Here is a 20,026-nt window from a genome sequence, read left to right on the forward strand (position 1 = left end):
CGCCTCGCGCCTGCGGAAGATGGCGGTGGCGAAGATGAACGGAACGGCGCCGTCATCGAGGTGCTCACCATACGGCGTGGCGGCGACGCCTTTACCCGTGACGACGATGGCGCCAACCTGGAGCGGGTGACGCGCTGGGAGCAGCCCGATTCCACCGCTTCGGCGCAGCCTTCGCTGCCGCCCCGGCTTGCCTCCCCGCTTGCACCGGCAGCCGCTAGCGACGCCAGCAAGGCGGCCGACAACGCCCGTGTCTTCGACTTCCCGGTGGCGGCAACCATGGAGCGCGCCGCCTATATCGTCGGCACCTTCGACACCAAGGGCCGCGAACTGTTTTACCTGCGCAGCTGCATTGACCGGATGGGCATCCGCACGGTCACTGTCGATCTATCGACGAGCGGCGCGCCGTCGTCCGCCAACGTTCACCCGCGCGAAGTGGCGCGCTTCCATCCGGGAGGCGAGCAGGCGGTCTTCTGCGGCGACCGCGGGGCGGCAGTGAGCGCGATGGCGGAAGCGTTCAAAGCCTTCCTGATCACCCGGCGCGATCTGGGCGGCATCATCTCGGCCGGCGGCTCGGGCGGCACCGCGCTGGCCACGCCCGCCATGCGGACGCTGCCGGTGGGCATGCCGAAAGTAATGGTGTCGACAGTGGCCTCGGGCGACATCAAGCCGTATGTCGAGCAGACCGACATTTGCATGATGTACTCGGTCACCGACGTCTCCGGCCTGAACCGCATCAGCGAGCAGGTGCTGGGCAATGCCGCGCATGCGCTGGCGGGCATGATTGCCCACCCGGTGCAAGTCGCCGCCGAAGCCAGGCCGGCGGTGGGCCTGACCATGTTCGGCGTCACCACGCCCTGCGTGCAGGCGGTGACAAAGGCGCTCGAGGATCGCTTCGACTGCCTGGTGTTTCATGCCACCGGGGCCGGCGGGCAATCGATGGAAAAGCTGGCGGAATCCGGCTTGCTCGACGGCGTCATCGACATCACCACGACCGAGATCGCCGACCACATTGTGGGCGGCGTATTCTCTGCCGGCGAGCAGCGCATGGACGCCATCATTCGGAGCCGCCTGCCTTACGTCGGCTCCTGCGGCGCGCTCGACATGGTGAACTTCCATGGCATCGACACCATCCCGAGCCGATTCCGCGGCCGCACCCTGGTCAGGCATAACGACAATGTGACGCTGATGCGCACTCTGCCCGAGGAAAACCGCCGCTTCGGCGAATTCATCGCCGCCAAGCTGAACCGGATGGAAGGACCGGTGCGCTTCCTGATTCCCGAGGGCGGCGTGTCGCTGCTGGATGCGCCCGGCCAGCCCTTTCACGACCCGTCGGCCGACCGCGCACTGTTTTCGGCGATCGAAAAGAACTTCCGCACGGGACCGCAGCGCCGGCTGATCAAGCTGCCCTGCAATATCAACGATGCGCTTTTCTCGCGGGCGCTGGTCGACGCCTGGCTGGAGATTGCCGTCAACAACCGGGCGCCGCAGCGCCAGGCACGCTAGGAGGCGACATGGCAAGAATCGAACGACAACAGATCCTGGCCAGGTTCCGGGCCATGATGGAACGCGGCGAGCCGATCATTGGCGGCGGCGCCGGCACCGGACTGTCGGCGAGGTGCGAGGAAGCCGGCGGCATCGACTTGATCGTGATCTACAACTCCGGCCGCTACCGCATGGCCGGGCGCGGGTCGCTGGCCGGCCTGCTGGCTTATGGCAATGCCAACGAGATCGTGGTGGAGATGGCGCATGAAGTGCTGCCGGTCGTGAAGCACACGCCGGTACTGGCAGGCGTCAACGGCACCGATCCCTTCATGATTCCGGAGCAGTTCCTGCATCGCCTGATCGATCTCGGTTTCTCCGGCATCCAGAACTTTCCGACCGTGGGACTGATCGACGGCACTTTCCGGGCCAACCTGGAAGAAACCGGCATGGGCTACGGCCTGGAAGTGGACCTGGTGCGCAAGGCCCGCGAACTCGACCTGCTCACCACCCCTTACGTATTCAGCGAAGACAATGCCGCCGACATGGCGCGTGCCGGCGCCGACATCGTGGTGTGCCATCTCGGCCTCACCACTGGCGGCGCGATCGGTGCGGAAACGGCTTTAGGGCTGGCCGAATGTGTCCCGCGCATACAGGCGTGGGCCGAAGCGGCGCGCCGCATCAATCCGGAGGTGATCGTGCTGTGCCATGGCGGGCCGATCGCCACGCCGGCCGATGCGCGATTCCTCCTTGGCGAATGCCGTGAATGCAACGGCTTCTATGGCGCATCCAGCATGGAGCGTCTGCCGGTAGAGGTCGCGCTGACCGAACGTACGCGCGAATTCAAGAACATCAAGTATTAACAGGAGTATGACCATGAGCGGTGCTGATTTCGGAATGTTTATGCTGGGCCTCGTCACGGTGGCCATCGTCGTTGCAGTGGCGGTCTGGCTGCTGCACTGGCTGTACCTGCGTTCGTCCAAGGAACGCGCCTTCGTGCGCACCGGCCTGGGCGGCGAGAAGGTGGTGCTCAACGGCGGGGCATTCGTGCTGCCGATCGTGCATGACGTCATCCCGGTCAACATGAATACCCTGCGGCTGGAAGTGACGCGCGGCCGTGACAAGGCGCTGATCACCAAAGACCGCATGCGTGTGGATGTCATCGCCGAGTTCTATGTGCGCGTGGCTGCCAATGCATCGGCGGTGGCGATCGCTGCCCAGACCCTGGGCCAGCGCAGCATGGAGCCGGAGCAGCTCAAGGAACTGGTCGAGGGCAAGTTCGTCGATGCGCTGCGCACAGCGGCCGCCGAGATGAGCATCGAGGAGATGCATGAAAAGCGCGGCGAATACGTCAAGCGGGTGCGCGCCATCGTTGCCGACGACCTCACCAAGAACGGGCTGGAACTGGAAGCGGCGTCGCTGACCCAGCTCGACCAGACATCGATGGAGTATTTCAACCCCTCCAACCAGTTCGACGCCGAAGGCCTGACTCGGCTGACCGAGCAGATCGAGCGCCGCAAGAAGCAGCGCAACGATATCGAGCAGGACACGCTGATCTCGATCCGCACCAAGAACCTGGAAGCCGAGAAGCTGTCGCTCTCGATCGACCGCGAGGCCGAGTATGCGCGACTGTCCCAGGAACGCGAAGTGGAAATCGCCCGCGCCCAGCAGCGTGCGGAACTGGCACGGGAGCGGGCCGAAACCGACCACCAGGCAGAGCGTGCCCAGATTGCCTCGCGTGAAGCGATCGAACAGGCGCGGGTGCGTTCCGAGAAGCTGATCGAAGCCGAGCGCATCATGAAGGAGCGCGAGATCCAGGCTGCCAACATCGAGCGCCGCCAGGCGCTGGAGCTGGCGGAGCAGCAGCGCGCCATCGCCGTGGCCCGGCAATCAAAGGCACAGTCGGAGGCCCAGGCCGCCGCCGATGCCGCCCGTGCCGAAGCGGTATCGGCCGAGGAGAGAGTGTTCTCCGCGCGTGAAGTGGAAATCGCCGAGCGCCGCAAGCAGATCGAGCTGATCGCCGCCAGCCAGGCCGCGGAACGCGAAGCGCTCGGCAAGCGCCTGGCAGCCGAGGCGGAGAAGCTCGCTTCCGCCGACCGTGGCGAAGCGATCCGCGCCCATGCCGAGGCCGAGGCCGATGCCGAGAAGATCCGCGCCATGGCGACCCGCATTCGCCAGGAAATCGAAGCCGAAGGCCTGCGGCAGATGAATGAAGCCTCCAATGTGCTGTCGGCGGACGCTCGTACCTCGGCCCTGCGCATGAAGGTAGTGGAGAGGATGGATGCCATCATCCGCGAATCGGTCAAGCCGATGGAACGCATCGAAAGCATCAAGATCCTGCAACTCGACGGTTTTGGCGGCGCGGGCGGTAATGGCGGTAATGGCGGCAGCGGAGGGGATCACGGCCAGGGCGGGCTGGCCGACGGCGTGGTGAGCTCCGCATTGCGTTACCGCGCGCAGGCACCGATCGTCGATCAGCTGCTGCGCGAGATTGGACTGGATGCCAAGGACCTGACGCGTGCCGCTGCAACGGCATTGCCGGCGGCAGTGACGGCAGACGCGGCGGACGCTACGGCCGCAACCACCGCAGCCGAACATAAAGACGGCAAGTCGTCGGAGTAGGCGCAGATGATACGCGTGTACACCAGCAGCGTTATCGATGCTCCGGCCGATCAGGTATGGGGAAAAGTGCGCGACTTCAACGGCCTGCCGCAGTGGACGCCGTTTGTCGCCGAAAGCCGGATCGAGGGCAATCTTCCGTCCGACCGCATCGGCTGCATTCGCCACTTCCAGCTGCGCTCCGGCGGCACGATTCGCGAACAGCTGCTCTCCCTGTCGGATTACGAGTACACCTGCGTCTATTCGATACTGGAGAGCCCGATGGGCGTTGAAAATTATGTGGCGACATTGAAGCTGACGCCGGTCACCGACGGCAATCGTACCTTCGCCGAATGGTCGGCGGAATTCGATTGCCCCAGGGAGCGCGAGAAGGAGCTTGCCGAGTCGATCGGGCAGGGCGTCTTTCAGGCGGCGTTCGATTCGCTCAAGAGCCTCGTCGCCGGACGCTGATGCTGCAGTGCCGGATACATGAAACATCAACATTCAATAGATTGAACAGGAAAACCGTCATGCCGCGCATACATTTTCAATTGCCCATCCTGATTGCAAGCGCCGTGCTCATGTTGTCCGGCGTGTCCGCGTACGCGGCCGCAGCCGATGAGGCCTGGCCTTCAAAGCCGATTACCATGATCGTTCCTTTCCCGCCTGGAGGCGTGGCCGACACGGTTGCCCGCCCGGTGGCGCAGGCGCTGGCAAAGGAGCTGAAGAAAAGCGTGGTGGTGGAAAATCGCGCCGGCGCCGGAGGCGGCATCGGCATTGCGCAGGTAGCCAAGGCAACGCCGGACGGCCATACCCTGCTGATGTCGCTGTCGTCGATGACCACCATTCCCGAGGCCGACAAGATCCTCGGGCGGCCGCCGATGTTCGAGCTGGCGCAGCTCAAGCCGATTGCCCGCTTCACGGCCGACCCGACCGTACTGGTGGTGCGGGCAGACAGTCCCTGGAACAATCTCAATGATTTCATCAGCGCCGTGCGCAGCAAGCCAGGCGCTTATCAATACAGTTCCTCCGGCAATTACGGAACCATGCATGTGCCAATGGAAATGCTCAAGGCACAGGCCAATCTGCGTATCCTGCATATTCCCTATACCGGCGCCGCACCGGCGGTGCTTGGTCTGCTCAGCGGCCAGGTCGATGCCGTGTCGACCGGTCCCGCCAGCGTGGTGCAGCACATCAAGTCGGGCAAGCTGCGGGCACTCGCCCACTGGGGAACCGACCGCCTCGCCGCGCTGCCTGACGTGCCCAGCCTCAAGCAATCAGGTTTCCCGGTCGAGTATGCGCAATGGTCGGGCTTGTTCGTGCCGGCAAATACACCCGAGCCCGTCATCGCCAGGCTGCGCGATGCTGCGCAAAAGGTTGCCGACGATCCCGCGGTCAAGCAAGCCATCAGTACTGCGGGCAGCCCGATCATGTATATGGATGCACCGGAATTCCAGCGCTATCTGGCAGCCGACGCAGAAAAGATGAAGGATGTGGTGAAGAAAATCGGAAAGGTGGACTAATACCAAATTCAAGCCATTCCATGCCATGGGATCGCGTCTTTTTCCATCTGTCCGCATTGCGCGCGTCAGCTATCGCTCTCATGGCACGTGATCGATTGGAGTCGGATAAAAACACCTTCGGCGCTGCAGCTTGCGGGAAAGACATCGATCGCTGAAAACGGTGTCTTGCCTGAATCGTCATGTTCATGGTTTGGGCAATGATGCCCTGATTGAATCAAGTTAAGCCTTGTTGAGTTGGCATCATGTCCGAACAAGACTTTTGCCAATGTTGCCACCATCGCTAACGCATAGAAAAATTGCTAACTGGAACCGATTTTCATGGATTGAGTCAGATGTCAATTCCGGCTAACCAACCAAAAGCCCTTTGCCATGACCGATCCTCAAGCCCAGCCAAATTCCTTCTTTTACTTCACCAGCTTCGACGCGTTTGAAAAATGGTATGACCTGATCCTGGCTCTCGATCAAATCAAGAGGAGCTAATCCCGCCGCGCGGAAACTGGCGTTTTCGGGAGCCATCGGAGTGACATGGCAATATGGTCACTTTGATTGTCCGCGCATGGCGTAAAGAAGCTTCAGATCTTCCTGGACAGGCGATGGTCCATGATGATTAGCCTGGAGCTGTCTGTCGCTGTCTGTCGTGGCAAGTGTTCCGGCGGAGGCAGGCCTCCGCCGGCGTGCCGGCTTCAGGACATGAAATTGATGGTGTTCTTGCCGGTCTGGGTCGGGTTCACGCTGGACTTGATGCCGGCCGCAAAAGCGACATTGTTGCCGTTGTTGACCAGCGTGTTCTGCTCCTGGCCCATCGCCTGCTCGGCGCCGAAGTTGACCTGGCTCTTGGAGATGCTGGCCAGCGGGCCGACGAACAGCGCGGGCATCTTGAACATGCCGGTACCGCCGGCGACGCTTGCCATGTCCTTGGCGTCGAGATCTTTGGCAACGGACAGGTCTTTGATGGACAGTGCTTTCATGATGAGTATCCTTAAAAATAACGTGGCGAAGAAGGTGAGCGGGTAAATGGCGATGATCATCGCGGCCGGCGGTGCTTACGACATGAAGTTGATGGTGTTCTTGCCGGTCTGAGTCGGATTGACATTGGACTTGATGCCGGAAGCGAAGGCGACGTTGTTGCCGTTGTTGACCAGGGTGTTCTGGCTCTGGCCGAGCGACTGGCTGGCATCGAAGTGGATTTCGCTCTTCGAGGCGCTGAACAGCGGACCGGCGAACAGGGCGGGGAAGCGGACGGCGCCGTGGCCGCCGCGAACGGAAGTCATGGATTTGGCATCGAGTTCGGAAGTGACGGACAGGTCCTTGATGGTCAGTGCTTTCATGATGGTTCTCCTGAGAGTGACGGGGTGAATGGATTGCTTCGTTGGGTGGAGGGCGCTTCATCGCGCTTGAACGAGATATAGCAGGGGGCGTGCCAGCGGTCGCGGGAAGCGGATGAAAACGCTGCGAAGCCTTGCTGCACAAGCGTTTGCGGCGATTTCCAGAAAAAGGAAAGCCGGGATGGGCTAGATCGGCCGCCATCGGGTGACGGTTGAAAACCAACACCACGTCATTGGACCGGCGCCGACTGCGTGGATAAATGCGACAGACTGATCAATGTCGCGCGGAGAGCGGCAAGGGCTTGGGGCATGCGTTTGCATTTCGGGGCGAACGCACGGGTCAATAACCACTCTATAGTCGCAAATGCAAATACCGCCCCGGGGCGACAGAATGCCTGGCAGCCGGCATCGGGGAAGAAACCGGACCGGTCTCGACTTATCCCTTTGAGGTACAGCCATGGAAATCATGCTTAAGCTGTTATCCGCAGGCGGCGCAGGGTATGCCGCACTGGCAGGCATGATGTTCCTGCTGCAGGGAGCACTTCTCTATCACCCGGATATCGGCCGCGAGAGCCGGCGCACGCCAAGGGATGTTGGGCTCGACTACGAGACGGTATGGCTGACGACGGAGGACAAGGTGCGCATCGAGGCCTGGTTTGTGCCCGCGCCGGCGGCACGTGGCGTGGTGCTCCTTGCCCACGGCAATGCCGGCAGCATTGCCTATCGGGTGGACTACGCGCCACTGTTCCATCGCCTCGGATTCTCCCTGCTGTTACTCGAGTATCGCGGCTACGGCCGCAGTGAAGGAAAACCAAGCGAGGAAGGCACCTATGCGGATGCGCGCGCTGCGTGGCGTCATCTCGTAACGGAGCGCGGATTCCCCGCCGAGCGCATTGTGCTGGCAGGCGAATCCCTGGGCGGCGCCGTCGCCGCCCGGCTCGCCGCAGAGCAGCGTCCAGCCGCATTGGTTCTTGCTTCGAGTTTTGTTTCAGTACCGGAACTTGCAGCGGAGCTGTATCCGTGGCTGCCTGCACGCTGGCTGGCACGCTATCGCTACGATACGCTTGAAGCCGTTGAGCGTGTATCGTGCCCGGTCATGATTGCCCATAGCCGTGAGGACGAGATCGTACCGTTTCATCATGGCGAGAGGCTGTTCGCGGCCGCCAAGGGGGCCAAGGCATTTCTGGAACTGGCGGGCGGCCATAACGGCGGCTTTCTCTACACCCGCGATGGATGGCAAGTCGAACTGGGACGCTTTCTGGACCGGCATGTTCCAAGGAGCGCTGCTAGAGCGGGTTCGCCCTGACCTGCCTCGACGAGGCCGGGCAGGGCGAAAAACTCTGGCTGAAACAATTTCGTCGCTTGCCGATCCGATGGGAGACGAAGGCGAAAGCTATCTCGCCTTCCTTGCTCGGTTGCAACGGCGCCTGGCGTACGAATGGCGTAATGGAATAGACAGCACGTACCGTCAGTCGACCTTGATATTCCCCGCCTTGACAACCCTTGCCCATTTTTCAATCTGCCCGTTGAGGAATTTCTCCGTCTCGGCTGGAGGAGTGGCAACAATTTCAGCGCCCAGTCCATCAAGGCGTTCTTTCACATCTTTATCCGCCAAAGCCTTCTTCACTTCGGCATGCAGCTTGTTGATGATGGCCGGGGGTGTTCCGGCAGGGGCGACGAGGACGTTCCACTCATAGACTTCATAGCCCGGCACCCCTGCCTCGGCCATTGTCGGCAGGTCAGGCATGTTCGGGGAACGCTTGGCCCCCGTGGAAGCCAGTGCCTTGAGCTTGCCCGACTTTACATGGCCGAGTCCGGAAGCCATATTGGCGAAGAACACGGGAACGTGTCCGGCGATAACATCATTCATTGCCGGACCGCCGCCCTTGTAGGCGATATGCTGCAAGTCGATACCGGCCTGCTGCTTGAACAGTTCACCCGACAAGTGCTGGGCCGATCCATTGCCGGATGAAGCATAGGCGATCGCGCCAGGCTTGGCCTTGGCCATGGCGACGAGTTCCTTGGCCGACTTGGCCGGGAAGTCCGGGCTCGTCACTAGCATATTGGGAAACAGCGCAAGCGTTGTAATGGGAGCGAAGGCCTTTTGCGTGTCATAAGGCAGTTTCGGATAAAGGGTTGGATTGACTGCGTAGGACGATGCGTCAACCATAAGCGTATAACCGTCGGGCGCTGACTTGGCCACGCTCAGTGCTGCAATTTGCCCGCTTGCTCCGGGCTTGTTTTCAACCACGAAGGACTGTCCAAGCGATACGCTCAGTTTCTGCGCGATCAGCCTCGCCATGATGTCGGCGCCGCCACCGGGCGGGTAGGTCACGACCAGCCTGACGGGCTTGGTCGGATATTCCTGGGCATGAGCAAGAACGCCTGCGGAGGCGAGGGCGGCGAAGGCAATCGCTTGCGCCAGGGGTTTGGCAAACATGGATACTCCTATTTGATTTCAACGTTGTAGTGGAAGCTCAGGGCATCGCCCTGGCTGATCCGGTATTCGACCGGGTCGCCGATCAGGCTGAACGCGGTGCGCCGGATCACGGCAACCGGCGAGCCCGCGGATTTCTTGAGAAGCCTGGCGTCCGCATGACTCAGCGTGCCGAATCCAATGTTTTCGCGCGCATGTGTAATCACCACGTTGCACTGCTTGTGGTAAGTGGGATAAAGAAGATCGCCGAAATGGTCTTTCCCGTTAGTGAGCAGGCGCTTGAACGCCTGATAGGGCAACCATATCTTTTCCAGCAAAGCCGGCATATCGGCCAGGACGCGGGTACGCAATATGAAGATGCCGCGCGCGCCTTTTTTGAGGTTCAAGTGATCAGCCGCCTCCTGCTCCAGCGGGATTTCGCGAAGCTCGTGTATTACCGAACGCGGAATCGTCACCTTGCCCTCCGCGTCGCTGTCCCGGAACCGGAAAAACCGGAACATCAATGCGTCCTGAAGTTCTGACCGGACAAAAGTGCCTTTGCCATGAACACGTTCCAGCAAGCCGTCTTCGACGGCGCGTGACAGCGCCTGGCGCATGGTGCCAAGAGCAACCTTGTACTCCCTGGCAAGATCGGTCTCCGATGGCAGCATGCTTCCCGGCGGCCATTCGCCCGAAGTCACGCGCGCGCGCAATGCGTCGCGCAATTGCTCGTAGCGGGGCAGGCGCAAGTCAGACATAACAGATCCTGCGGATCCCATCATCTTCTCCTCATCTTGTTGTTAACTAGTCCTCTAGAGGACTATAATAGTGCACGTCCCTTTACAGGTCAACATTCTCTTCGCCTATGATTATCGATACCCATGCTCATATCTTCTCTGCCGCCGGGCCTTTCATGCCAGGGGCTCGCTATTGCCCGAACTATGACGCGAAGATCGAAGACTGGCTCGCATTGTGGCCGCCGGCCGGGGTTACCCATGGCGTGCTGGTGCAGCCAAGCTTTCTGGGTACCGACAACAGCCTGCTGCTGGGAGCGCTCGAGCAACGGCCGGAGCTGCTGCGCGGCGTCATCGTCATTGACTCTTCCGTGGGCAAGGCGCAGTTGCAGCAATGGAACCGGACCGGTGCTAGAGGAGTGCGCCTGAATCTGATAGGGATCGGGGATCTATCAGTATTCGGCGGGCCGCAGTGGAGCAAGATTTTCAGATGGATGGTGGAACTCGGATGGCACCTGGAAGTGCAATGCGAAGGAGAGCGCCTGGCAGCACTGCTGTCCGTGCTGCCGGATATACCGCTTGCACTTGTTATTGATCACTTCGGTTTGCCCGATCCCCACGCCGCCGGATATTGTCCGGGGATTCTTGCCCTGTTTCAGGAAACCAGGCGCCGCAAGGTCTTTGTCAAGCTGTCGGCGCCTTATCGCTTGCGCGGGGTGAATCCTGGCAAGTACGCCGAGCTGTATCTCAAGGAGCTTGGTCCTGAATTCCTGCTTTGGGGGACTGACTGGCCCTGGACAAATCATGAGTCCGGGCGATCCTATACCGAATGCCAGGGCATGCTGCGCACATGGATTCCTTCACCCGATTCAGAAGACATGGTGCTGGGCGGCGCACCTCGCGCACTTTATCGCTTTGGCGAATGACAGGCAGGACTGACAGGTAGATGACAGCTGCGATGCCTAATATGAAGGGAAGCCCCGTAGACCGGTCGCAGGAAGGGGCCATAAGATGGAGACAGCAATGAAAGAAATACGCCGAATGCTGAACATTCCTTTGCAAACGGCAATAGATCCGCCGCATCGGGAACCACCCGGTACACTTCCTCCGGTGCAAATACCATGCACATTCTCTTAGCCGAGGACGAGCCGGAATTGGCAAACTGGCTTTGTCGAGCGCTGCATCAGAACGGGTATCAGGTTGATTGGGTCGATGATGGCAGGCTGGTGGAAAACAGCTTGCGTCAAGTAAAGTACGATGCATTGATTCTTGATCTCGGTCTGCCCGGCATGGACGGTCACACAGTGCTTGCGCGCTTGCGCCGGTCGGATGAAAGGCTGCCCGTATTGATCCTTACCGCCCAGGATTCGGTCGCCGAGCGGGTAAGCACCCTGAAAGGCGGTGCCGACGACTTCGTCGCCAAGCCATTTTCCATTGACGAACTCGAGGCGCGCTTGATTGCCCTGATCCGGCGTTCCCGTGGCAGCGAGCATCCTCGCATGGCATGCGGTCCTCTTGTCTATGATCCCGTGACACGACATTTTTCGCTGTCCGGGCAAAACCTCAACTTGTCAAAGCGTGAACATGCATTGTTGCGGGCATTGATTCAGCATCCCGGGGAGCCTTTGACAAAACAGGAAATCCACGATCGCGTTTTCCAGGACGAGATTGATGCCTTGCCTGAAGCGGTGGAAGTCCTGGTGTACCGTGTGCGCAAGCGCCTGGAGGGCAGTGCGGTGCAGGTTGTCACCTTGCGCGGCATCGGCTACTTGCTCGAGCTGCATTGAATGCGCGGGGCGATTCTTTACAAATGGAGCGTCAGAAGAACCGTCCTGACTCTATTGATTCCCGCTCTGCTCGTCGTGGGCGCCATCGAAATGTGGTCCACCTACCGAACCGCGGTCGATGCCGCCAATTCCGCGTATGACCGTTCGCTGCTGGGCGCCATCAAGGCAATCGATGCCAACATTTCGACGGCATCCGGCGGCGTCTCGGTCGAGTTGCCATACACCATGCTGGAATTCTTCCAGCTGACCGCCGCCGGCAATGTCCACTTCCGGGTCGGCACGGAAGACGGACTGGTCGAGATCGGAAGTTTCGACCTGCCGCATCCGCCACAGGCGCTGGAGACCAAGGTGCCGCAGTTCTATGACGCCGTCTACTTTGGACAGAGAGTGAGAATCGGCAGCTATGCCCGCGAGCTCGGCGTCGCCGGGGGCTCGCAGCTGCATAGTCACGGCCGCATCGTGATTCAGGTCGCCGAGGCGCTGACATCGCGTTCGGATTTCATCAACGCGCTTCTATTGCAGGCGCTACGCCGTGACTTTCTCCTTCTCGCCGCGGCGATTGGCATCCTGGCGCTGGTATTGCATCTGACCCTGAAGCCGCTCGCGCGTCTGCGCGACGAAGTGAGCTCCCGCTCGCCCGCCGACCTGACGCCAATTGCCACAACCGGCGTGCCTGTCGATTTGAGACCGCTGGCCGATGCAATCAATCTGCATATGGCCCGGACGCAGGGAATACTTGAAGGGCAGCGTCGCTTCATTGACGACGCCTCGCATCAACTGCGTACCCCGCTGGCGACACTCCGCACCCAGCTCGACTATGTTCTGCGGGAAACGGATCCGGCCAATGTGCAGCAAGCCCTGGATGCCGTGTCCCGGCAACTCAATCTTGCAATACGACGGACCAATCAGATGCTTGCGCTCGGCCATGCCGATGCGGTCGCCGCTCCGGCTGTCGAGGTGAATATCTTGCAACTGGCTCGGCGAGTCGTAAGGGAGGTGGTGCCCGCCGCGCGGGAAAAGAAGCTCGATCTGGAATTTGACAGCCCGGAGGGTGCGGTAACGGTGCTTGGCCATGAAGGATTGCTGCGCGAGGCACTCCTGAATCTCCTGCATAACGCGGTGCAGTTTGCGCCTGAAGGGGGCAATGTTGTATTGCGCCTGAGGCAGGCCGGTGGCTTGATCGCTTTATCCGTCAGCGACGATGGACCAGGCATACCAGAGGCGGACCTGCCCCATATCGGGCGTCGCTTCTATCGTGCCAGCAATTCGTCCGCGGATGGTTCAGGGCTTGGGTTGGCCATTGCCAGGGCGGTCGCCGAAAGCCATGGCGGCGGTCTTCGCATCGAGAATGGAGGACATGGACGCGGATGCAATGTGATCCTGTCCATTCCAACGGCTGCCCAAGTTTCCGGCGTCTGAAAAACACGGAATTGACAGCTTGCTGACAGCAACGGCTTGTTATCTTCATGCCATACCGGCGCCCAGCCGGAAATCAATGACGGAGACGATAATGAAAGGACTATTCTTGGGTCTTTTCCTATCAATGCTTGCCCCGGTGGCAGCGGCGGCCCCTTTCGACAGGACGGAATGCATCGCTGGCGCAAAGGCCGGCGGCGGCTTCGATCTCACCTGCAGGCTGGCGCAGACCGCCTTGCTGGAGGCAGGAATCATCCAGGAGCCGATGCGCATCACCTATGTTCCCGGTGGCATCGGCGCCGTCGCGTACAACACGCTTGCCGGACAGCGCTCCAGCGAACCCAATACCATCGTGGCGTTCTCCAGCGGCTCCTTGCTGAACCTGGCCCAGGGAAAGTTCGGCAAATACAGCGCGAGCGATGTGCGCTGGCTGGCTGTCGTCGGGGCGGATTACGGCGTGATTGCCGTGCGCAAGGATTCGCCATACAAATCGATGAAAGATCTCGTCGATGCATTGAAGGCCGATTCCAGCAAGATCGTATTCGGGGCCGGCGGTACGGTCGGAAGCCAGGACTGGATGAAGGCGGCGATGACGGCGAAGGCCGCCGGTGTTAGCCACAAGGCGATGCGTTTCGTTGCGTTCGAAGGCGGTGGCGAATCGTTGAAGGCGCTGCAAGGCGGGCACGTGCACGTCTATACCGGCGACGCATCGGAAGCGGCGGCACAGATTCGAGCGGGAGCAAATATTCGCTTGCTCGCCGTGTTGACCGATAAGCGCCTGCCAGGCGTGCTCTCTAGCGTGCCGACCGCCCTGGAGCAAGGTTACGAAGTCGAATGGGTGACGGCGCGCGGTTTCTACATGGGGCCAAAGGTCAGCGATGCGGACTTCGGTGCATGGACAAACGCCATCGGCAAACTGGTGCAAACCCCGGAATTTTCCGCACTACGCGACAGGCATGGCTTATACCCGATGGGATTGGTCGGAACCGAATTGGATGCCTACGTGAAGAAGTGCATCCAGCAGTATCAAAAGATGGCATTGGAATTCGGGATCGCTGCGCGCAGCAGATAAAGAACGGATAAAACCTGGAGCGTCCATCAACATGACGATGGCAAGTCCCGCCGACGACGACAGTCCAAATGTGCCGCAAGAAGATGCAGGCAGGCAGCGGCACCTTGATAGACGCGCTTAAGCACTGCGCCGCTGCGGCACTGCGGCACCGTTGGCAGGGCGTTGCAGGGGACTCGCGGGCTTGGGACCAGGTCGCGTCTGTTTCATGCGGACCCTTGGGTTCACACATCATTCCATTGCTGCAGGCACTGCATCAGCCGATGCAGTTTGCCGGCCGCAGGGTGTTCATTAATTTTTTACGAGGTAGGGATATGGAAATCAATCTGAAACGACGCCGGTTTGTGTCCGGGATGGCTGCAATTCCCGCAGTCGTCGTCGTGCCTGCGTTGGCGCAGGAGAGCAGGAAATGGCCGACAAAGCCGGTTAAGCTTCTGGTTGGCTTTCCCGCCGGGGGTGGCGCGGATAGCATGGCGAGGTTGGTGGCGCAGAAATTGTCGGAGCGGCTTGGCCAGCAATTCATAGTGGAGAACCGTCCAGGAGCCACTGGCACAATCTGCTCCCAGCTGGTGGCGAGATCGGACGCGGATGGCTACACCCTTCAGCTTGCCCATATCAATTCCAATGCGATCGGCCCTCTGCTGGTTGCGAAGGGACGATTCGATCCTCTCAATGATTTCTCGCCGATCGGGCTCGTCGGTATTGCGCCACAGCTGCTCGTGCATCGGCCGAGTCTGCAAATAGCCAGCATTCCGGAGTTGATCAGGTACGCAAAGGCGAATCCCGGCAAGCTCACGTTTGCCTCGTCGGGCAACGGCAGCGTTCAGCATGTGGCAGGGGAAGCATTCAAGTTGGCTGCCGGAGTCGAGATGTTGCATGTGCCTTTCAAGGGCACCGGCGAAGCGATGACCAGTTTGCTGTCGGGTGACGTCGACTTGAGCTTCAGTTCCGCTGCATCCGTCGTGCAGAACATCAATACGAACAAGCTGAAGCTGCTCGCGACGTGCACGCCAAAGCGCCTGGCGAATTACCCGGAGGTTCCCACCATTGCAGAAACCTTGCGCGGCTATGAAATATCCACTTGGTATGGCCTTGCCGGTCCGGCGAAACTTCCTCAGGAAATCGTGACAAGGTTAAACAGCGAAATCAACGCAATCATCCAGTTACCCGATGTCGCCAAGCGATTCAAGGACTTGAGCGAAGAGCCTGGTTCCGGGACTCCAGAGCAGTTCAGGCAGTTCTGGCGCAGTGAACTCGACAAGTACGCCAAGCTGATCAAGGACGCAAAAATCCAGAGCACTTGATCATGTGGAGTGTTCGAGATTGTTAACCGGCACAGGCGTCGCAGTGACCAGGGACGTGGGGCATTCAAGTGCATCAAGGCCAGGAGCGGGTCTTATCTGTTGCGCCCGGAACGCCCGCCAACGTACCCGTCATGAAAATAATCAGGTGTTGCTTTGCATCTCGAATGACTGGCTTGTCGTCATATGTGAGGGTCATGCTCCGGCAGTTCCATGGGCTCTCACATAGGAAATTCAACCATGTCCGCCAATGCCAATGAACTACACCGTTTCGTAAAGTCCACGCAGATTGCGCATGTGAAATGGATTCCGCCACCTGCATTCGTCGGCGCCCTGTGTGAAATCGATAGTCGGTCAGTGGCCGCTACCGGATGTCGTTTGCCAATCTGGCATCCGGACACCGCCACTAGTGCGGCGGGGATACCTGGAACTGGACAATCCCGGCAATTAACAATTTGAAAAACGTATCATCATTATTAAATTAACATTTATTCCCTTTTGTTAAAGGAATGTTGTTCACGTCGAAATGGAAAATTTTTTAGAGATTAAAGATTATTTTTTGAACTCTGAGGAGTCATGTCTATCGAACTACATTTTTTTGCAACGGAGAATCTTTAGTGATCGAACACAATTCAAGAATCAACATGTATTTGGTGTCAGCGGCAGTCACTGGATTGCTCGCAGCATGCGGCGGTTCCTCGGTGGGTGATGGAGCGGGAGTGGCTCCCGACTCCTCGAAGACGCTATCCCACTTGAACGTAGTTTCCGGCACAACCGACAGCCCACCGCAGGCGGCTCCCCCGGCATCCACCTCCTCTGCATCGACTTCCCCTGCATCGACTTCCCCCGCATCGACTTCCTCTGCATCTTCTTCCCCTGTTAACTCCGCTTCGCCCCAAGTTTCCAGCACTTCCAATACATCCCCAGCAAGTCTTCCGGCATCAGATGGGCCCGCCGGTCAAGATTCCAGCGCTTACACTCTCACGTTTCACGACAGCTTCGACGCCGGTCTGGACCGCAATGTCTGGAACACCGAGCGCACGGACGCCGATATCGCGGTAACCAATTACGCGGTGAATAACGGCGCGCTTAAGATCTGGCCCGAACGCGGGACTAACGGTGAATTTTTTGACCGCACATTCGATACCGAGGGTCGCTTTTCGCAGCGCTACGGATATTTTGAAATGGAAGCCAAGCTTCCCAAAGGCAAAGGCGTATGGCCAGCGTTCTGGCTGCTTGGATATCAAGACGGCAGGCGTCCTGAAATTGATATTCTCGAAGCCTACCCGGGCGGCGCCGCCCCGTGGGGCGCACCTGGCGCAGACGGCGTTCCCGTACCAATGATGTACGCGCCGGTGGTGTGGAATGACCGCGACAGCCAAGCCGGCTATGCAAAGGTTGAGACGCCTGACATGTCTGCCGGATTCCATCGCTATGGCCTCAAGTGGGAACCCGATAGAATGACCTTCTATTTCGACGGCAGGGAAGTCTACTCGCTGCAGGCTTCCATTTCCGATCCCTTATTTCCCATAGTCGACCTCTGGTTCGGTAGTGCCAGTGGCGACCCCGACGCCTCTACACCGACAGGCGAGTCCAACGCTTTTGAAATCAACTATGTGAAAGCGTGGCAGTTCAAATAGCCTGACCTTCTTCGACAGAATCGCTTACGAAAGCACGGGCTCGCCGCAATATTCTGAATGCCCTGCAACAGGATAAGCAGCGGTCTGGCCGGATCTTCCCGGCAGGTGCCTGGCAGGTGCCTAACGTGGCTTGCAGATATGTTCGACGTATACGTTTTCTACGTATCCGCGTTTGCGCTCGCGTGTTGAAATGGATGGGAGTACATGCGCTCCCATCCTTTAACCTGACCTTAAAGCCTTGCTCTGCTCTCGTCGTTAAACGGCCGGCGAGCCGAGTCAGATATTTGTAGAAGGCGAAGACGGCAAAATCATGCCGAATGCCGAATGCCGAATGCCGAATTATCTCAAGCGGTCCGGTTTCACGATACGCTTGAGATAGCGAACAGCATTGCGATTCGCCTGCACTCACATCGCAATCATCGTTACTGCTGGTACGTGGCATCTACATGGTGCTGCGATCCAAGCTTCGAGCCTCTTCATGCGATGCCAATCCCGAACCACACCCTATCAAACAGCGGCTGCGCAAGCGGCTGGGGACATCATGCCGGCTTGACCCCGGAAGTTGCCATGCATATCGGCTGATTATCAAGAAAGCAGGAAATCGTCTCTTTCGACGCCGCCGCGCATGCCTCATGTGGACAATAATCAAACCGGATTAATTCGGAATAAATACAAACAGGTGTTGGATGAATCCTTAATGGTTAAGGAGGGAGACCGTTGTGCCGGAAAATTTGTATCCGCCGCGATATATGGTTCCTTCGACGGCGGGGTGCGCAGGCTCTCGAACGTCAACGCCGCCGGCGACGACCGGGTCACGGTCGGGTCCACCGGCACGTCGATGTCCAACCGCATCGGCTTCCGTGGCATGGAAGACCTGGGCGGAGGCTATAACGCGCACTTCACGCTGGAGTCCGGATTCAATACCGGAACCGGTGCGCTCGATGCCGCCAATACCCTGTTCAACAGGAAACCGCGGCGCTCGACACGACCAGCAAGTACGCCTGGCTGGGCGCCGAATATGCGATTTCGCCCGCCGTGAGCCTGGCGGGGGCCTACTACCGCAACAATACGGAAGTGGCAGGCGTGGATGGAAGCAGGGGCCTGTTCATCCTGGCCGGCTACTACGCGCTGTCCAAGCGCACCAGCCTGTACGCGGAAATTGATCGCACCAGATACCGGGGCGGATTGATCGCATCGTCGGCACAGAGCAGGCAGACCGGCATTTCCCTGGGTATCAATCACTTGTTCTGAACGACTTCCTTGCCGGCGCCTGCATGCGGGGAACCGGGAACCGCGCGCAGAAGCATTTTTCATCAGGGAAAGCTGTTCCGAAAATTGTCCCTTCCGACGAGGCCCGGGCGAAGCCCGGGTTCCATAATGGCCGCATGGGAAATAACCGGCCCGCCTGCGCCGGAAAGCCGCGCAGGCAGAAATAACCATCATGGAGGAGCAACCATCATGCTGAAAGCTTTCGTCCTCATGCTCGCCGCGACCGCGGCCCTTGGCGGCACGCTCAGCGCCGCCGCCCAGGTGAAGATTGCGTACATCGATCCGCTTTCCGGCGCATTTGCAAGCATCGGCGACTTCGGCTACAAGAGCTTCGTTGCCGCGACCGAAGACGTCAACGCCACGGGCGGCGTTCTCGGCGGGCAAAAGCTGGAAATCGTTCCGATGGATAACAAGGCCAGTCCAGAAGAATCGCTGGCCCTGTTCAAGAAGGTGACGGACAGCGGCATCCGCTTCATCGTGCAGGGGCAGGGCTCGGGCGCCGCCGGTGCGCTCATCGACGCGGTCAACAAGTGGAACGAGCGCAATCCCGGCAAGTCGGTGCTGTTCCTGAACTATGCATCGAACGACCCGAGCTCACCAATTCGAAATGCAGTTTCCGGTACTACAGCTTCGATGCCCACAACCTGATGAAGGTCGAGGCGCTCACGAATTACATGGCCAAGGACCAGGCCATCAAGAAGGTATTCGTGCTCGGGCAGGATTACGCGCACGGGCAGCAGCTGGCCAAGGCGGTCACGGCCACGCTGCCGAAGAAGCGGCCGGATGTCCAGATTGTCGGCAAGGACCTGCATCCCTTCGGCAAGGTGAAGGACTTTTCTCCCTATGTCGCCAAGATCAAGGCCTCGGGCGCGGTATGGGGCGTCGGCCTGAAGATCGTCGGCGACGACGGTAGCGAACTGCCGCACAACGGCAAGGCCTACGGACATCTTCATGTGCGCGGCCCCTGGATCGCGAGCGGCTACTTCAAGGGGGAGGGCGGCCAGGTACTCGATGCCGACGGCTGGTTCCCGACCGGCGACGTGGCTACCATCGATCCCGACGGCTATGTCCAGCTGGTGGACCGCGCCAAGGACGTGATAAGTCCGGCGGCGAATGGATTTCATCGATCGACCTGGAAAACGCCGCCATCGCCCATCCGGCCGTGGTGGAAGCGGCGATCATCGGCGTCGCGCATCCGAAATGGCAGGAGCGGCCGCTGCTGCTGGCGGTCAGGCGGCCGGGCCAGCAGGTGACGCGCGACGAGCTGCTTGGTTACCTCGGCGAGCGCGTCGCCAAGTGGCGGGTGCCGGACGACGTGGTGTTCGTCGACCAGTTGCAGCACACCGCGACCGGCAAGCTGCTCAAGACCAGGCTGCGCGACCAGTACCGCGACTACCGGCTGCCGACGGCTTGAGCAGGCGCCCGCGCGGGGGAATTCAGGCGAACGCAGGCAAATGTAGGCAACAACG

21 protein-coding genes and 2 pseudogenes are annotated in these 20,026 nt (G+C 59.8%); 17 read left to right on the top strand and 6 right to left on the bottom strand.

The window, feature by feature from the left end; all coding sequences use genetic code 11:
- Positions 1-276 precede the first annotated feature (276 nt).
- The 5 genes from FH061_RS31350 to FH061_RS28135 are packed head-to-tail and all read left to right on the top strand — an operon-like array spanning position 277 to position 5,600.
- Entirely contained in the window at positions 277-1,503 is a 1,227-nt protein-coding gene (locus FH061_RS31350) for a Tm-1-like ATP-binding domain-containing protein (RefSeq protein WP_225984944.1), read from the top strand.
- 8 nt (positions 1,504-1,511) lie between these two features.
- On the top strand, positions 1,512-2,342 hold the full coding sequence (locus tag FH061_RS28120; protein ID WP_151639145.1) for a phosphoenolpyruvate hydrolase family protein: 831 nt from the start codon (positions 1,512-1,514) through the stop codon (positions 2,340-2,342).
- 40 nt (positions 2,343-2,382) lie between these two features.
- Complete coding sequence (locus tag FH061_RS28125) at positions 2,383-4,101, top strand: flotillin family protein (RefSeq protein WP_225984942.1); 1,719 nt, start codon at positions 2,383-2,385, stop codon at positions 4,099-4,101.
- A 6-nt stretch (positions 4,102-4,107) separates the two neighbouring features.
- Entirely contained in the window at positions 4,108-4,548 is a 441-nt protein-coding gene (locus FH061_RS28130) for an SRPBCC family protein (RefSeq protein ID WP_151639146.1), read from the top strand.
- Positions 4,549-4,607: 59 nt separating this feature from the next.
- Positions 4,608-5,600, top strand: a complete 993-nt coding sequence (locus FH061_RS28135) for a tripartite tricarboxylate transporter substrate binding protein (RefSeq protein ID WP_151639147.1) — start codon at positions 4,608-4,610, stop codon at positions 5,598-5,600.
- A gap of 345 nt (positions 5,601-5,945) precedes the next feature.
- Here FH061_RS28135 and FH061_RS30760 read toward each other — a convergent pair whose 3' ends face one another.
- The 3 genes from FH061_RS30760 to FH061_RS28145 form a co-directional block, all read right to left on the bottom strand.
- Positions 5,946-6,116: a hypothetical protein gene (locus FH061_RS30760; RefSeq protein WP_192805296.1), complete on the bottom strand. Its 171-nt coding sequence runs from the start codon at positions 6,114-6,116 to the stop codon at positions 5,946-5,948.
- 167 nt (positions 6,117-6,283) lie between these two features.
- Positions 6,284-6,568: a hypothetical protein gene (locus FH061_RS28140; RefSeq protein WP_151639148.1), complete on the bottom strand. Its 285-nt coding sequence runs from the start codon at positions 6,566-6,568 to the stop codon at positions 6,284-6,286.
- 75 nt (positions 6,569-6,643) lie between these two features.
- Complete coding sequence (locus FH061_RS28145; RefSeq protein ID WP_151639149.1) at positions 6,644-6,928, bottom strand: hypothetical protein; 285 nt, start codon at positions 6,926-6,928, stop codon at positions 6,644-6,646.
- Between the two features lie 463 nt (positions 6,929-7,391).
- On the opposite strand from FH061_RS28145, the gene FH061_RS28150 reads away from it, so the two are divergent.
- Complete coding sequence (locus tag FH061_RS28150) at positions 7,392-8,231, top strand: alpha/beta hydrolase (protein WP_225984943.1); 840 nt, start codon at positions 7,392-7,394, stop codon at positions 8,229-8,231.
- A 162-nt stretch (positions 8,232-8,393) separates the two neighbouring features.
- Here FH061_RS28150 and FH061_RS28155 read toward each other — a convergent pair whose 3' ends face one another.
- Positions 8,394-9,365 carry a tripartite tricarboxylate transporter substrate binding protein gene (locus FH061_RS28155; RefSeq protein WP_151639151.1) on the bottom strand — a complete coding sequence of 324 codons (972 nt, stop codon included), beginning with the start codon at positions 9,363-9,365 and terminating at the stop codon, positions 8,394-8,396.
- 8 nt (positions 9,366-9,373) lie between these two features.
- Complete coding sequence (locus FH061_RS28160; protein WP_192805297.1) at positions 9,374-10,099, bottom strand: GntR family transcriptional regulator; 726 nt, start codon at positions 10,097-10,099, stop codon at positions 9,374-9,376.
- A 107-nt stretch (positions 10,100-10,206) separates the two neighbouring features.
- Between FH061_RS28160 and FH061_RS28165 the strand changes: the two genes are divergently transcribed.
- The 5 genes from FH061_RS28165 to FH061_RS28185 all read left to right on the top strand — a co-directional run bounded on the left by FH061_RS28165 (position 10,207) and on the right by FH061_RS28185 (position 15,651).
- On the top strand, positions 10,207-11,001 hold the full coding sequence (locus FH061_RS28165) for an amidohydrolase family protein (protein WP_151639153.1): 795 nt from the start codon (positions 10,207-10,209) through the stop codon (positions 10,999-11,001).
- A gap of 195 nt (positions 11,002-11,196) precedes the next feature.
- Positions 11,197-11,862 (top strand): response regulator, encoded by a 666-nt coding sequence (locus tag FH061_RS28170; protein WP_151639154.1) that lies wholly within the window; start codon positions 11,197-11,199, stop codon positions 11,860-11,862.
- Positions 11,863-13,281 carry a sensor histidine kinase gene (locus FH061_RS28175; RefSeq protein WP_151639155.1) on the top strand — a complete coding sequence of 473 codons (1,419 nt, stop codon included), beginning with the start codon at positions 11,863-11,865 and terminating at the stop codon, positions 13,279-13,281.
- A gap of 91 nt (positions 13,282-13,372) precedes the next feature.
- Positions 13,373-14,350 (top strand): Bug family tripartite tricarboxylate transporter substrate binding protein, encoded by a 978-nt coding sequence (locus tag FH061_RS28180; RefSeq protein WP_404822523.1) that lies wholly within the window; start codon positions 13,373-13,375, stop codon positions 14,348-14,350.
- Between the two features lie 68 nt (positions 14,351-14,418).
- Positions 14,419-15,651 (top strand): Bug family tripartite tricarboxylate transporter substrate binding protein, encoded by a 1,233-nt coding sequence (locus FH061_RS28185; protein WP_151639157.1) that lies wholly within the window; start codon positions 14,419-14,421, stop codon positions 15,649-15,651.
- A gap of 577 nt (positions 15,652-16,228) precedes the next feature.
- On the opposite strand, the gene FH061_RS30765 is transcribed toward FH061_RS28185, so the two are convergent.
- Positions 16,229-16,564, bottom strand: coding sequence for a hypothetical protein (locus tag FH061_RS30765; RefSeq protein ID WP_192805298.1), 336 nt, complete (start codon positions 16,562-16,564; stop codon positions 16,229-16,231).
- A 157-nt stretch (positions 16,565-16,721) separates the two neighbouring features.
- On the opposite strand from FH061_RS30765, the gene FH061_RS30770 reads away from it, so the two are divergent.
- From FH061_RS30770 to FH061_RS31575, 6 genes and pseudogenes are all read left to right on the top strand, one after another.
- Positions 16,722-17,288, top strand: coding sequence for a glycoside hydrolase family 16 protein (locus tag FH061_RS30770; RefSeq protein WP_192805299.1), 567 nt, complete (start codon positions 16,722-16,724; stop codon positions 17,286-17,288).
- A 634-nt stretch (positions 17,289-17,922) separates the two neighbouring features.
- The gene (locus FH061_RS28195; RefSeq protein WP_192805300.1) at positions 17,923-18,327 is read left to right on the top strand and encodes a porin; all 405 of its coding nucleotides are present in this window, start codon (positions 17,923-17,925) and stop codon (positions 18,325-18,327) included.
- On the top strand, positions 18,294-18,539 hold the full coding sequence (locus FH061_RS30775; protein ID WP_225984946.1) for a porin: 246 nt from the start codon (positions 18,294-18,296) through the stop codon (positions 18,537-18,539). Before FH061_RS28195 ends, FH061_RS30775 begins: the two co-directional genes overlap by 34 nt.
- A 207-nt stretch (positions 18,540-18,746) precedes the next feature.
- Positions 18,747-19,205 (top strand): ABC transporter substrate-binding protein, encoded by a 459-nt coding sequence (locus FH061_RS31565; RefSeq protein ID WP_192805302.1) that lies wholly within the window; start codon positions 18,747-18,749, stop codon positions 19,203-19,205.
- Positions 19,205-19,405 (top strand): annotated as a pseudogene (locus FH061_RS31570) (ABC transporter substrate-binding protein); the annotation flags it as partial. The gene FH061_RS31565 and the pseudogene FH061_RS31570, both read left to right, overlap by 1 nt.
- Before the next feature lie 9 nt (positions 19,406-19,414).
- A pseudogene (locus FH061_RS31575) lies at positions 19,415-19,971 on the top strand (AMP-binding enzyme); the annotation flags it as partial.
- Positions 19,972-20,026 lie beyond the last annotated feature (55 nt).

This window comes from Noviherbaspirillum aerium (assembly GCF_008929045.1).
In the GTDB taxonomy this organism is placed as follows: Bacteria; Pseudomonadota; Gammaproteobacteria; order Burkholderiales; family Burkholderiaceae_D; genus Noviherbaspirillum; species Noviherbaspirillum aerium.